The organism is Pseudomonas sp. NPDC098740 (assembly GCF_044760065.1).
GTDB lineage: Bacteria > Pseudomonadota > Gammaproteobacteria > Pseudomonadales > Pseudomonadaceae > Aquipseudomonas > Aquipseudomonas rossensis.
On record NZ_JBIWAM010000028.1, the window covers coordinates 1 to 13,319 of the forward strand.

General features: G+C 57.4%; 13 protein-coding genes and 2 pseudogenes. 8 read left to right on the forward strand and 7 right to left on the reverse strand.

Annotated features, from left to right (window positions below; genetic code table 11):
* Nucleotides 1-780 precede the first annotated feature (780 nt).
* Together ACIQU2_RS24860 and ACIQU2_RS24865 are read left to right on the forward strand one after the other, a co-directional pair.
* Nucleotides 781-1,050, forward strand: a complete 270-nt coding sequence (locus ACIQU2_RS24860; protein ID WP_403144638.1) for a DUF2790 domain-containing protein — start codon at nucleotides 781-783, stop codon at nucleotides 1,048-1,050.
* A gap of 91 nt (nucleotides 1,051-1,141) precedes the next feature.
* Nucleotides 1,142-1,537, forward strand: coding sequence for a hypothetical protein (locus ACIQU2_RS24865; protein ID WP_347806098.1), 396 nt, complete (start codon nucleotides 1,142-1,144; stop codon nucleotides 1,535-1,537).
* Here the strand turns inward: ACIQU2_RS24865 and ACIQU2_RS24870 are convergent.
* On the reverse strand, nucleotides 1,534-1,803 hold the full coding sequence (locus tag ACIQU2_RS24870) for a DUF1652 domain-containing protein (RefSeq protein WP_129444312.1): 270 nt from the start codon (nucleotides 1,801-1,803) through the stop codon (nucleotides 1,534-1,536). The genes ACIQU2_RS24865 and ACIQU2_RS24870 overlap by 4 nt on opposite strands.
* A 305-nt stretch (nucleotides 1,804-2,108) precedes the next feature.
* Here ACIQU2_RS24870 and eco point away from each other — a divergent pair, with 305 nt between their 5' ends.
* The gene (gene eco / locus ACIQU2_RS24875; RefSeq protein ID WP_347806097.1) at nucleotides 2,109-2,591 is read left to right on the forward strand and encodes a serine protease inhibitor ecotin; all 483 of its coding nucleotides are present in this window, start codon (nucleotides 2,109-2,111) and stop codon (nucleotides 2,589-2,591) included.
* A gap of 29 nt (nucleotides 2,592-2,620) precedes the next feature.
* Nucleotides 2,621-2,926: an NIPSNAP family protein gene (locus ACIQU2_RS24880; RefSeq protein WP_074876451.1), complete on the forward strand. Its 306-nt coding sequence runs from the start codon at nucleotides 2,621-2,623 to the stop codon at nucleotides 2,924-2,926.
* Between the two features lie 24 nt (nucleotides 2,927-2,950).
* Here the strand turns inward: ACIQU2_RS24880 and ilvA are convergent.
* Nucleotides 2,951-3,943 (reverse strand): annotated as a pseudogene (ilvA, locus tag ACIQU2_RS24885) (threonine ammonia-lyase, biosynthetic); the annotation flags it as partial.
* 357 nt (nucleotides 3,944-4,300) lie between these two features.
* Between ilvA and ACIQU2_RS24890 the strand changes: the two are divergent.
* Nucleotides 4,301-4,633 carry a DUF2834 domain-containing protein gene (locus ACIQU2_RS24890; protein WP_403144644.1) on the forward strand — a complete coding sequence of 111 codons (333 nt, stop codon included), beginning with the start codon at nucleotides 4,301-4,303 and terminating at the stop codon, nucleotides 4,631-4,633.
* On the opposite strand, the gene ACIQU2_RS24895 is transcribed toward ACIQU2_RS24890, so the two are convergent.
* Nucleotides 4,614-5,537, reverse strand: coding sequence for a magnesium transporter CorA family protein (locus ACIQU2_RS24895; RefSeq protein ID WP_403144647.1), 924 nt, complete (start codon nucleotides 5,535-5,537; stop codon nucleotides 4,614-4,616). The two genes, ACIQU2_RS24890 and ACIQU2_RS24895, sit on opposite strands and share 20 nt — an antisense overlap.
* Before the next feature lie 7 nt (nucleotides 5,538-5,544).
* Nucleotides 5,545-7,119, reverse strand: a complete 1,575-nt coding sequence (locus tag ACIQU2_RS24900; protein WP_347806094.1) for a RimK family protein — start codon at nucleotides 7,117-7,119, stop codon at nucleotides 5,545-5,547.
* Nucleotides 7,120-7,211: 92 nt separating this feature from the next.
* On the opposite strand from ACIQU2_RS24900, the gene ACIQU2_RS24905 reads away from it, so the two are divergent.
* Entirely contained in the window at nucleotides 7,212-8,309 is a 1,098-nt protein-coding gene (locus ACIQU2_RS24905; protein ID WP_347806093.1) for a peptidase C39 family protein, read from the forward strand.
* Between the two features lie 154 nt (nucleotides 8,310-8,463).
* Here ACIQU2_RS24905 and ACIQU2_RS24910 read toward each other — a convergent pair whose 3' ends face one another.
* Together ACIQU2_RS24910 and ACIQU2_RS24915 are read right to left on the reverse strand one after the other, a co-directional pair.
* Nucleotides 8,464-9,615 (reverse strand): PQQ-dependent sugar dehydrogenase, encoded by a 1,152-nt coding sequence (locus ACIQU2_RS24910; protein WP_347804794.1) that lies wholly within the window; start codon nucleotides 9,613-9,615, stop codon nucleotides 8,464-8,466.
* 51 nt (nucleotides 9,616-9,666) lie between these two features.
* Nucleotides 9,667-10,041, reverse strand: a complete 375-nt coding sequence (locus tag ACIQU2_RS24915; RefSeq protein WP_403144649.1) for a hypothetical protein — start codon at nucleotides 10,039-10,041, stop codon at nucleotides 9,667-9,669.
* 203 nt (nucleotides 10,042-10,244) lie between these two features.
* Between ACIQU2_RS24915 and ACIQU2_RS24920 the strand changes: the two genes are divergently transcribed.
* Entirely contained in the window at nucleotides 10,245-11,105 is an 861-nt protein-coding gene (locus ACIQU2_RS24920) for a Ku protein (RefSeq protein ID WP_347804792.1), read from the forward strand.
* 149 nt (nucleotides 11,106-11,254) lie between these two features.
* Here the strand turns inward: ACIQU2_RS24920 and lpxO are convergent, their stop codons facing one another.
* Entirely contained in the window at nucleotides 11,255-12,154 is a 900-nt protein-coding gene (gene lpxO, locus ACIQU2_RS24925) for a lipid A hydroxylase LpxO (protein ID WP_403144653.1), read from the reverse strand.
* A gap of 507 nt (nucleotides 12,155-12,661) precedes the next feature.
* Between lpxO and ACIQU2_RS24930 the strand changes: the two are divergent.
* Nucleotides 12,662-13,319: pseudogene (locus ACIQU2_RS24930) on the forward strand (ATP-binding cassette domain-containing protein); the annotation flags it as partial.

Here is a 13,319-nt window from a genome sequence, read left to right on the forward strand (position 1 = left end):
GGTCGCATCATGACGTGCTGGCTCCAGAGAGAAAACGGAGTACAGCTTCGGGGATCAACTGCTGGCTTTGAATGTGGGGTTCATGGAGCGGTTACCTTGAAACACTGGCAATGAAGCGTTTCAAGTAACTGGCTGGCGGCTCGGACACGCTGTAAAGCGGCTTCGAGGATGTCTTGGGGATCGGCCTCGGTGTCGATGACCATTGGGTTTGTGTCGGTAACATTGCTTTTGATTGAGCGATAACGCTCAGGAAACGGATTTAGCGTTGGCATAGTAAGTTACTCATCTGTTTTGAAGTAACCGCCAATACCGTGACCAAACGATGGGAGGCGGACTGTATACAGGCTTGGTCAACCGAGAACAGTAACTCAGCTCGCCCGAAGGCGTCCTGCACACAGCCGCCACAGCAATGCGCCATAAGGACATAGATGTCCGTAAGGCGAATCATGGCACACATATGTGCACTGTTCTCAGGTGACCAAACCTGCTCGCTGATTTTGCAGCGAGGTCAAACAGTAAACGCTGGTAGCCTGCCGACGAAAGACGACAAAGAGTCCGACCGTGTAGGAACGGGCCGAACCTCCCTCAGTTTTTTTACCTACATGAAACCTCTGACAGAAACCTCCTCACGACAGGCGGCATTCAGTCGGGTTAACCATCGCTTAACCCCGCGGTCCAAAACTTTACTGGACCGCACGCCCTCAGAGTTCTCTGACGCCCAGTGCGGCAGGTTCGACGCCTATACGTCGAGCTGACTTCCCCCCGCATCGGAGATCGTTCATGAACATGCGCACCGTGCTGATCACCACCGCCCTCGCCTGCACCGCGTTTGCCGGCTTGGCCCAGGCCAATGACACTTCGAGCTCCCAGGCGGTGCCGTACCACTACGGTATGCCGCTGCATGTGGGCAAGGTCATTACCTTGACCGAACCGTCGACGCTGGACTGCAAAGTGGTCACAGCCGACATGAAGTACATCGACAGCACCTCGGGCAAGCCTGCGGAAATCTCCTACCGTAAACTTTCCGACGCTTGCAGTTATCAAAACTGACGGAAAGGTCTGATTCAATACTTTGCGGTATTCCTGTGAGGGGTTCTGGCGCTATGCTCAGCGCCTCCCCCCACTGCCGCAAGGATTCGCCATGCAGTTATCGTTTCGTGCCTTGTCGACCTTTACCGCCGCGCTGTGTTTTCTGTTGGCCCTGGTCTGGGGTTTGATGCCCGACTGGTTGCTGTCGATCTGGAGCATTGAATACTCGTTGGCGGTGGGCGTTGTCGCGCGGCGCAGTGCAATGCTGTTCGCGGCATTGGGCGTGATGTTTTATCTGGTTCGAAACGAGTCGCCTTCGATCACCCGCCATGCGCTGAGCAATGGCTTCATGGTCAGCTGCTGGGGGCTGGCAGCACTGGGCTTTGGCGAATGGCTCAATGGCCATGCCGGTCCGGGCATATTGCTTGCTGTGGTGGTCGAACTGGCGCTGGGTCTGGCGTTTCTCCAGACCAAGCGCGTGTCGATGGAACTCGAAACCGTGGGTTAAAGCGCTTTCCGGTCTGGATGCAGGGTCCGGGCAATGGTTTGGTGCTGCATGTCAGAGCGCAGTCCAGCTATCAGGTCATTGATTTCTCGGCAACCATTTAGCTGTTTGGCATTTATTCCTGTCTTCATTAGATCGAGATGATCGGTTTCACGATCGGAATACACCTTGACGGTCATCGACAGGTCCGGCGACAGCGTGCATTGACAACGTTTCGGCAGAAAACTGCTTTCAATAATGTTGCGAAGTTCCAAGGCAGAAAGAAACATGGCGACCCTCTCCTTAATGTGAGACTGCCAATCAACTATCGATACTGACGCAATGAAATCCCCGGTCAGCTTAAGACCAGCTACAGCATAAAACATGCCTAGGATTTCGCCCTGCAGCTCATCGGTAAATCAACGATTTAGCGAAACCGCGCGTAAATAGCCCATGCAATATGCAAGAAAGGCGTTGTGGCGCCCCTGCAATTTGCATACATCCAGCGACAAGTTTGCATTGGCCGACCACGCCAGTAAGAATGCGGCCAATCAAATCAGTATCCGCTGACCCCACTCGCAAGCAAGGAGGCATCATGGGTTCTTTGACCTGTATCACTACCGTCGGGCTGATTTTTGCTGGGCTGTCGACCATCGCTCACGCCGAAAAACTTGAAGAAGTCGCGCCGTTCCCCAAAGCTGAAAGCGGTTTCACCCGCCAGGTCATTCGCCTTCCGGCACAGACTCAGGAAGACAGCTTCCAGGTCGAAGTCCTCGCCGGCAAAACCCTGACCGTCGACTGCAATCGCCAACGCCTGGGCGGTATTCTCGAGGAGAAAAACCTCGAAGGCTGGGGCTACCCGTTCTACCGACTGGAAAAAGTCATCGGCCCGATGAGTACGCTGATGGCCTGCCCGGACGGCAAAAGTAAAAAAGACTTTGTGCCGGTGGTCGGTGACGGTTTCATGCTGCGCTACAACAGCAAACTGCCGATCGTGCTCTACGTGCCCAAAGACGTCGAAGTCCGCTACCGGATCTGGTCGGCGTCGAGCAAGGTCGAGAAAGCCGTTCAGGAATAACCGTTCTATCCCGTTATAGGAGCGCCATTTTGATTACCTGCCACGTCAAATATGTGATCGATCCGTATCAACTCAGCGAATTCGAAGCCTACGCCAAAGCCTGGCTCGGCATCGTCGAGCGTTTGGGCGGTACGCACCACGGGTACTTCCTGCCTTCCGAGGGCGCGAGCAATATCGCCTACTGCCTGTTCAGCTTTCCTTCGCTGGCGGACTACGAAAGCTACCGGCATATCGCGATGACTGACGCCGAAAGCGCCGCGCTCGTGGCTTCGCTGGTCGAGAAGAAGTTTATCGTCAGTTATGAGCGGACCTTCCTGCGCCCGCTGCTGGCCTGACACCGCTCACGCCGGGGCGCCGCTCAACGCGGCGCGTTCGGCCACATGGCGCAAACTGTCGAAATTGATATTGGCACCTGAGTCGATCGCTACCAGTGTCTGACCACGGGCACCGGTTTGCGCCACGTATTTCTTGATTCCGGCCACGGCCAAGGCACCGGAGGGTTCGGTGATCGAGCGGGTATCGTCGTAGATATTCTTGATGGCGGCGCAGAGTTCGTCGTTGCTGACCGTCAACACCTCATCGACACAGAACCGGCAGACTTCGAAACCATAAGCACCGATCTGTGCGACAGCCACACCGTCGGCGAAAGTGCCTACGTTCGGCAGGACAACTCGCTCGCCGGCCTGTAATGCCGCATATAAGCAGGCGGAATGCTCCGACTCGACGCCGATGATGCGGACTTCAGGTCGCAAGTATTTGACGTACGCCGCGATGCCAGCGATCAGGCCTCCACCACCCACCGGGACGAAGATCGCGTCCAGTGGACCTTGATGCTGACGCAGGATTTCCATGGCGACGGTGCCCTGCCCGGCGATCACATCCGGATCGTCGAAGGGCGAGACAAAGGTACGACCGGTTTGCCGCGCCAGGTTCAGTGCATAGTCCAGCGCAAACGGAAAACTCTCACCGTGCAGTACCGCATCAGCACCCCGACTGCGTACGCCAAGCACCTTCAATTCCGGCGTCGTGCACGGCATCACAATGGTGGCGGCGATCCCCAGTTCACGCGCCGCCAGCGCCACGCCTTGAGCATGATTACCGGCGGAAGCGGTGATTACCCCGCGAGTCTTTTGCTCATCGCTCAGTTGCACCAGTTTGTTGTAGGCACCGCGGATCTTGAAGGAAAAGGTCGGTTGCAAGTCTTCGCGCTTGAGCAGGATCTGATTGCCGAGCGCCTCGGACAACGCTGGCGCCGGTTGCAGCGGCGTACGCACCGCGAGCTCATACACGGGCGCGGCAAGGATCTTTTTCACGTAGTGCTCAAGCAAGGTCTGCTGGGCGGGGGTGCTCATGGTTGTCTCCTGTCGTAAACCGACTGTGTGTAGGAGCTGCCGAAGGCTGCGATCTTTTGATCTATCTTGCGGACGCCAAGATCAAAAGATCTCAGCCTTCGGCAGCTCCTACGCCGGTCGGCGTTGATTCAAGACCCAGGAGACAGAAAGTAAAAACCCGCCTCTAGGGCGGGTTGGGTGCTGCAGTCGTGAGCTAGCCCGCCAAATAAGGAATGGCGGTAATAATGCTTGGCTGGCAGCGCAATACAGTGGAAGTCATGTCCGGAAATTAGCCGGACGCTGATGGCAAGTCAATGGCCAGTTTTACTCGGCCTCTGTAAGCTGGCGACTCTGCTCATTGTCCCAAGGAAGGAAACCATGAAGTCTGTCGCCCTGCCCCTCATTGCCCTGATCGCATTCGCCGGCTACACCGTTTCGGTGATGCTTCAGGCGGAACAGTCGTTGATCGACTTCGGCATCAGCCTGATGTCGCGCCCCGACACGGCGCAGGTAGTGATTGATTTGTACCTGCTGGCGACGCTCGCAGGCATCTGGATGTACACGGATGCGCGCAAGCGGGGGCAGTCGGGATGGTCGGTGGTTCCCTACCTTTTGATCACCGCTGTTTTCGTCTCCATCGGGCCATTGTTGTACCTCGTGGTCCGTGGCCTGCAGGATCGGAGAAAGGCTGTCACTTCGCCAACCGCCTGAGCCCGAGCACCATCACTCCAGCCCCCATTATCATCGCGGTCAGAAACAGCGGATACGAAACCCACCATGGCACGCCCGCCGTCATCATGCTGAACTCGGACATGCCGCCGATACTTGCAATCAGGTTCAGCGGCAGAAACACCACGTTGATCAACGTCAGTTTGCGCAGCAGGTTGTTCATGCTGTTGTTCATCAGGTTGCCCCGGGCGTCGATCAGCCCGGAGAACACCGTGGAGTAGATTTCCGCCTGTTTGTAGCACTGGTTGTTTTCGATGATCAGGTCGTCGATCAGGCCGATGGCCTGGGTGCTGAAGTGTTCCTTTTCCGCGTGGTTGCGCAGCCGGGTCAGCACCGCGCCGTTGCTGTGGATGGCGTTGATGTAATAGATCAGGCTCTCGCTGAGGTTGAACATCTGGATCAGGTGCTGGTTTTCCATCGACGCATTGAATTTTTGCTGCAACTCCCGGGCAACCAGTTTGATCACCTTCAGGTGGCCCAAGTAGTGATGGATGTTGTTGAACAACAAATCCAGCAACACATCCAGCGGCGTGTTCAGCCGCTGCCGGGTGCCGAGCCCGTGCAGCGGCGAGTCGTCGGTGGCAATCACCAGCAAACGGCCCGGCGAGAACAGCAAGCCGCAGGACGACACCTCGAAGGCCAGGTTGCCGGCACCGGAATAGTTTTCCGGGCGTTTCCAGATCAGGAACAAGTTGTCGGGGTGAAACTCGATGCGCGACACCTCGTCGGGGTCCAGGGCCGAGGCCAGGGCGTGTTCATCGAGCTTGAAATGGCTGTGCAGCAGGTCCCGCTCGGCGGCGTCGGGGTTGCTGAAGAGCATCACTTCGGCGTCCAGCCGTTCGACTTTGTGCAGGGCGCCGTGGATCAGTTGAAAGCTCTTGATCATCGGCCGTTCACCAGGCCTGGCCGCGGCGCTTGAGTTCCAGGCGGCGGACGAACTCTTCCAGCACCAGTGAATAGAGATCGTCCTGCAAGTAAGCGTCTTCGATGCCGGCGTCCATGTTGGGATTGTCGTTGACCTCGATCACCACCACTTTGTCGCCGGACTGCTTGAGGTCGACACCGTAGAGGCCATCGCCGATCAGGTTCGCAGTCTTCACCGCCAGCTCCACCACTGCCCGCGGTGCTTCGTGAACCGCCAGGGTACGGCATTCGCCATTGATGTCCTGGCCCTTGGCCTTGTGGTTGTAGATCTGCCAATGGCCCTTGGACATGAAGTACTGGCAGGCAAAGATGGGTTTGCGGTTGAGCACGCCGATGCGCCAGTCGTATTCGGTGTAGAAGAATTCCTGAGCCAGCAACAGCACCGAATGCTCGAACAGTTCGGCCGTGGCTTCGAGCAAGGCTTGCTGGCTTTCGACCTTGATCACCCCCCGAGAGAAACAGCCGTCGGGGATCTTCAACACCAGCGGAAAGCCCAACCGTTCGCCGACCCGTTCGAAGTCTTCCGGTCGTTCCTTGTAGAGAATTTCGGTGGCAGGCATGCCGAGTTGATGGCTTTTCAGCAGGTCGGTCAGGTAGACCTTGTTGGTGCAGCGCAGGATCGACGTCGGGTCGTCCATCACCACCAACCCTTCACTCTCGGCTTTCTTGGCGAAGCGGTAGGTATGGTTGTCAACGCTTGTGGTCTCGCGGATCAGCAGCCCGTCGTATTCGGCGATGCGGGCGTAGTCCTTGCGCTCGATCAGCTCGACATCGATGCCGAGGGTCTTACCGACCCGGACAAAGTTGTCCAGGGCCTTGGCGTTGGACGGCGGCAACGCTTCCTGCGGGTCATGCAGGATGGCCAGGTCATAACGGGCCAAGCGTCGGGAGCGTGGCACGCGCCAGATCTTGCGGCTGAAACTGTCCAGGGAGTTGGCGAACTGATCTTCCTGATCTTCGCGCAACTTGTGTAAGGCCCCGGACTTTATGCCTTCGATGTGCCAGCCGTTAGTTCGTCGAAATTCAACTAGCAATATCGGACACGGGAATACTTCAAACAACTGTCGCGCCAGATCCTGCAAGGGCTCGATATTGGTCTTGCCGAAATACAGGGTTAGCGTAAAGCCCTCGGTATCGCTGTAGAGATGATTACTGAGGGCCTTTTCCAAGGGTTTATCCAGATCATCCAGGGCCAGGCCGTACAGCGATTTACGCGTCAGTTCGCTGATGGTCCGCACCGATGGAATGACCTTGTGCCCCCGGGCTTCGGCCAGCAGCGAGCAGTAATACCCGTGCCCCAGGTACTTGTAGCTGCGGCACAGGTTGATCACTTGGACCCGCTTGCCCTGCTCGTTGTCGCGGGTTTGTTCCAAGTATTCCTGGGCCGTGACGATGTCTTCGCTGGGAAAGTAGGACGCCCAGTCTTCCTTGCGTTCGACGATGATAATCAACTGGCTTGAAGTTCTAACCGCATCATTTAAAAAAGTTGCCGGCGGCAAAGTTTGCTCGGATACTTCGCGCCAATGACCTTGTACCGCTGACATAGTGATTGATCCGTTGGAGAACAAGACCTTTCCTATTAAGCACGAACTTTTTCGAAAGTCCCGTTTCGTTACGCAACTTTTACGGTGGTCATATGCATCCTGTCTTTCGCCTGGCGGTCGTTGAAGACTTACCGGCGCTGCTGAAACTCGAAGAGCAATGCTTCACCACGGATCGGCTCAACAGTCGCAGTTTTCAGTGGATGATCACTCGCGCCCATGGACAGCTGTTGGTAGCCGAAGTCGGCGACGTGCTGCTCGGTTACGCGGTGGTGTTGTTCCATCGAGGTACGTCCCTGGCGCGGCTGTATTCGATTGCCATCGCCGCCGAGGCCCGTGGCAATGGTTTGGGCAAACAGTTGCTGGAACGCGTCGAGGCCTGCGCCCTTGAACATGACTGCGCCTACCTGCGGTTGGAGGTGCGCATCGACAACCCGGCAGCGATTGCCTTGTATGAGCGCAACGGTTACCGGCGTTTTGCGCTGATTCATGACTATTACCAGGACCATGCCGACGCGCTGCGCCTTGAGAAGCGCATCCTCCAGCACCGCGACTCGCGCAATATCCAGGTGCCGTGGTACCGACAGACCACCGACTTCACCTGCGGCCCGGCCTGCTTGTTGATGGCCATGGGCGCGTTGCAACAGGGTCGGTTACTGGAGCGGCGTGAAGAACTGCAAATCTGGCGCGAGGCGACCACGGTGTTCATGACTTCGGGCCACGGCGGTTGCAGCCCTCAAGGCCTGGCGCTGGCAGCATGGCACCGAGGGTTTCGGGTGCGACTGCAACTGAGCATGGCCGGGCCACTGTTTCTCGATGGCGTACGCGATGCGCATAAGAAAGATGTAATGCGGTTAGTGCACGAAGAGTTCACCACGCAGCTACAAGAGACTGATGTGGAGCGAGTGATCGGCGGGCCGCTGGATCTTCCGGGTTTACTGGACGGTGGCGGACAACCGCTGGTGCTCATCAGCAGCTATCGACTGACCCGTTCCAAATCGCCGCATTGGGTGATCGTCACCGATTGCGATGACGAGTTCGTCTACCTGCATGACCCGGATGTCGATCACAGCCAGCATCGCCAACCCATGGACTGCCAGCATTTGCCGGTCAGCCATGGGGAATTTGAAAAGATGTGCAGTTTCGGTCGGGGCAAGCTTCGGGCGGCAGTGATCCTGTACGCCCGAACGTGACCAAAAACACCCTTGTAGCAGCTGGCGAAGCCTGCGTCCGGCTGCGCAGCAGTCGTAAAATCAGCCAACGCGGTCATTCAGGTAAACCAAGGTGGCAGAATTGGCGACTGCTACGCAGCCGGACGCAGGCTTCGCCTGCTGCTACAGGTGTCGGTTACTTCAGTCCGATTTTGTACAACGCCCCATCGTCCTCATCGGTCAGCACATACAAATACCCGTCCGGGCCTTGCCGCACATCACGAATGCGCTTGTTGAGTTCGCCCAGCAATCGCTCTTCGTGAACGACCTTGTCGCCCTCGAACTGCAAGCGGATCAACTCCTGGCTCACTAACGCGCCGATAAACACGTTGTGCTGCCAGGCCTTGAAGCGGTCAGCGTCGTAGAACGCCATGCCGCTGAGGCCGGGGGACTTTTCCCAGACATGGCGCGGGGCGATGGTGCCTTCGGCGGTCTTGCCCTTGGCTTCCGGAATCGGCTGGCCGGAATAGTTGATGCCATGGGTTGCCATCGGCCAGCCGTAGTTCTTGCCACGCTCGATGATGTTGATTTCATCGCCCCCCTGAGGACCGTGTTCGTTTTCCCAGAGGGTGCCGGTCCAGGGATTGAGCGCCGCGCCTTGCGGATTGCGCTGGCCATAGGACCAGATTTCCGGGCGTACGCCGGCCTGACCGACAAAGGGGTTGTCATCCGGCACCTTGCCGTCCGGGTAGATCCGCACGACCTTGCCTTGCAGCTTGTCAAGGTCTTGGGCGGTCGGCCGGTCATTGTTCTCGCCAAGGGTGATGAACAGGTAGCCGTCGCGGTCGAACACCAGGCGCGAACCAAAGTGGTTACCGACCGAAAGCTTGGGTTCCTGGCGAAAGATCACTTTGAAATCCTTTATGGCTGTCAGGTCGTCAGACAGACGTCCGCGACCAACCGCCGTCCCGGCCTTGTTGCCCTCACCGCCCCCTTCGGCATACGACAGATAGACTGTGCGGTCTTGCTTGAAGTCGGGCGACAACACCACATCCAGCAAGCCGCCCTGCCCCTTGGCCCAAACCTTTGGCACGCCACTGAGCGGTGCGGAAAGTTTACCGTCGGCGCTGACCACCCGCAGGTTGCCAGGCCGCTCGGTCACCAGCATCCCTTGGCGATCGGGAAGAAACGCCAAGGCCCAGGGATGTTCGAGCCCCTTGGTCATTGTCGTCACCTCAAGGGTGCCCTGTTCGCTTTTAAAATTCTGGGTTGGCGCTGCGAAAACTGGCGCCGTGACGGTGATCAGTGCGCTGGCACACAGTGTGGCCAGAAGGGTTTTACGCAACATGCACGATTCCTTTTGTCGTTCGAATGGCTGGCAAGAACGCTGTCGTGCCGTTCAACGGTTGCTGGTGTCTGCGTCTCGATGAGGTGGGTTGGGAATGAATTTCGGTGGGGTGGCGGGAGGCGAGTGACCCTGGGGATAGCGGTTGCCGACGCCACCATTGTCAAGCGTCGGAGGCCGCGGCACGGGCACTGTGTTCGGCCCACGGATGGTCGGCGCGCTGGGTTGCGTGCCTTGCATGCTGTTGGGATTGGCCCGGCGAATCGGGCTGTTGTAAGGATTGCTGGTGTGGCCCGTCGGGCTCTGGGCCAACAGTAATGAAGAAGGTGGCGATGCGGTGTCAGCCTGGGCCAGATTGCTCAGCACGCCACTCAACGCCAACGCCAACGCCAACGCCAACGCGGTGCAGCCGAGCACAAATCTGTTCATGGGGAGCCTCTCGACATCAGCGTGGATAGAAACTTCGATATCACGCTACGCCCGGGGTTCGGATTTGTTAACTAAAACCTCCTTCACAAGATGTAACACGAGTTGACCCGACCGCCGATACGCCCGCAGGACCGGGTCGCAGCCCGCTGAAACTTTTGCACAGCGTCACAGGTCACCTGAACATCACTCGCGAGAAGACGACCATGGCACGGGCAATCTGGAAAGGCGCGATCAGTTTCGGTCTGGTGCATATCCCTGTGGCGCTGGTCTCGGCGACGTCCTCGCAAGGGGTGGATTTCGACTGGCTCGACAGCCGCAGCATGGACCCGGTGGGCTACAAGCGCGTCAACAAGGCCACCGGCAAGGAAGTGACCAAGGAACACATCGTTAAAGGTGTGCAGTATGAAAAGGGTCGGTATGTGGTCCTCAGCGAAGAGGAAATCAAGTCGGCGCACCCGATGTCCACTCAGACCATCGACATCTTTTCCTTTGTCGACAGCGAGCAGATCCCCCTGCAAAACATTGATACGCCCTACTACCTCGCGCCGGATAAACGCGGTGGCAAGGTCTATGCGCTGTTGCGCGAAACGTTAAGCAAAACCAATAAAGTCGCCCTGGCTCATGTTGTGCTGCACACGCGCCAGCACCTCGCCGCGCTGATGCCGCTGGAATCGGCAATGGTATTGGTGATGCTGCGCTGGCCCGCCGAAGTGCGAAGTCTGGACACCCTCGAGCTGGGCAGTGAAGTCACCAAGCCCGAACTGGCCAAGGGTGAACTCGACATGGCCAAACGACTGGTTCAGGACATGAGCGCAGACTGGAAACCCGAGGATTATCGCGACAGTTTTGAAGACAAGATCATGGCGTTGGTTGAGAAGAAGGCTAATGAAGGCAAGATCGAGGATGTCGAAACAGCGACTGGCGAAGAGGAGCGCAAAACCGCAGACGTTATCGATCTGACCGAGCTGCTTAAACGCAGCCTCGGCGGCAAGAGCTCCGGTAAGACCAAACCGGCGGCTAAACCTGCCGCGCAGAAAAAAGCCACGAAGACGTCTCGTGGCTGATTGATGGTTTTGCGGTGGATGTTATGGCCCCATCGCGAGCAAGCTCGCTCCCACATTGGCTCTGTGTTGTTCACAAATAGTGTGATCACAGAAGTTCCAGTGTGGGAGCGAGCTTGCTCGCGATGGCGTCTTCTGACGTAACACAAAACTCAGATCAAGACGAAAATCGCCAGCAATCCGCCGAAAATCGCCCACTTTTCGATGTAATAGAGCTTGCGGTTGCGCTTCTTGAGCGCTTTGCCGCGAAGGCGAATCTTGTAGATTTTGGCGAACAAGCGGTTGATACCGCCGGTCTTGTCACCCGCATCGTTTGGTGCGCCCGCCGCCGACATCACATTACGGCTGAACCAGCCATTCAACGCCGTCGCCCAGCGATACTTCATCGGCCGCTCAACGTCGCAGAACAGAATGATGCGGTTGTGCTCGGTGGTGTTTTCGGCGTAATGGATGAAGGTCTCGTCGAACATGACCGCTTCACCGTCGCGCCAGTGGTAGTTCTCGCCATCGACGTTGATGTAGCAACCGGCATCGTTCGGTGTTTCCAGGCCCAGGTGATAGCGGTAGGAACCGGCATACGGATCGCGGTGACGGACCAGTTTCGAACCCGGTGGCAGCTCGGCGAACATCGCGGCCTTGATCGAGCCGATGCTTTGCACCAATTCCGTTGTGCGCGGGCAAAGTTTCATGGCCGAAGGATGGCTGTCGCCGTACCACTTCAGGTAAAAACGTTTCCAGCCAGTCTTGAAGAACGAGTTGAAGCCGACGTCGTCGTAGTGATTCGAGCGCTTGATCTCCCCGGCCCTGAGCAGGTTTTGGCCCTCGGCGCGAATTTCTTCCCAATGGTCCTGTAACGGACTCAGATCAGGAAAGTCGGCCGGGTTCAGATAAGGCTTGTTGGGGATTTTCGAGAACAGATAAAGGAAGCAGTTGATCGGCGCCAGAAACGTCGAGTGGTCGCTCAGTTGGCGGCCCAGCTTGTGGCGCACACGTCCGCGCAAGTGGACGTACGCAATGGATACAACGTAAATAGCGGCAATGATCAATTTCACAAAAATCGTCACACGTCAGAAGTGAACAAACTGCGTCCCTAGCCGGCCGATCGGCCCGAGGGTCTTGTACAGCGTCTGAATACGAAACAGCGCGTCCTTGAGCCTATGCCGCCTGTCGGCATCGGGTGATAGATGGCATTTTAGCCACAGTTTGTAACCAATAGTTAACCTTCAACGGTGAAAATCTGTCCGCTGGTGCTGCCAAAGTGGCCGTGCGGCCTTAACGCCCTATCGTTTAAAGAGCCAGACCAGTACAATCGCCGCCAAACATTACGCGCCCCCCTTGGTTGATGACGGGAAAGAACCCCGTTTCAGCGCACTTCGACTCGGGCCAAGCGCTCCATATGCTGCTGTCCACTTATTGCCAGATGGACCTTCCGCTTCTGACCGGGATGCATTTCCTGTGGTTCGAATACCGGAAACGGGTACTGAATCGGTACTGCCGCAACCCTAGCTACTCTGAATGCTTCGCAGGAAAAACCTTTGATCTCTACAGCTAACATCACGATGCAGTTCGGCGCCAAGCCGCTATTCGAAAACGTTTCGGTCAAATTCGCCGCGGGCAACCGCTACGGCCTGATCGGCGCCAACGGTTGCGGCAAGTCGACTTTCATGAAAATCCTCGGCGACGACCTCGAGCCGTCCGGCGGCCAGGTCATGCTCGAGCCGAACGTGCGTCTGGGTAAATTGCGCCAGGACCAGTTCGCTTACGAAGAATTCACCGTGATCGATACCGTGATCATGGGCCACGAAGAGCTGTGGAAGGTCAAGGCCGAGCGCGACCGTATCTACTCGCTGCCGGAAATGACCGAAGAAGACGGCATGGCCGTTGCGGAACTGGAAACCGAATTCGCCGAAATGGACGGCTACACTGCCGAATCCCGTGCCGGCGAATTGCTGCTGGGCCTGGGCATCGGCATCGAGCAGCACTTCGGCCCGATGAGCGAAGTGTCCCCAGGCTGGAAACTGCGCGTATTGCTGGCTCAGGCGCTGTTCTCCGATCCTGAAGTGCTGTTGCTCGACGAACCGACCAACCACCTGGACATCAACACCATCCGCTGGCTGGAAAACATCCTGACCCAGCGCTCCAGCCTGATGATCATCATCGCTCACGACCGTCACTTCCTGAACAGCGTCTGCACCCACAAGGCAGACCTCGATTAAG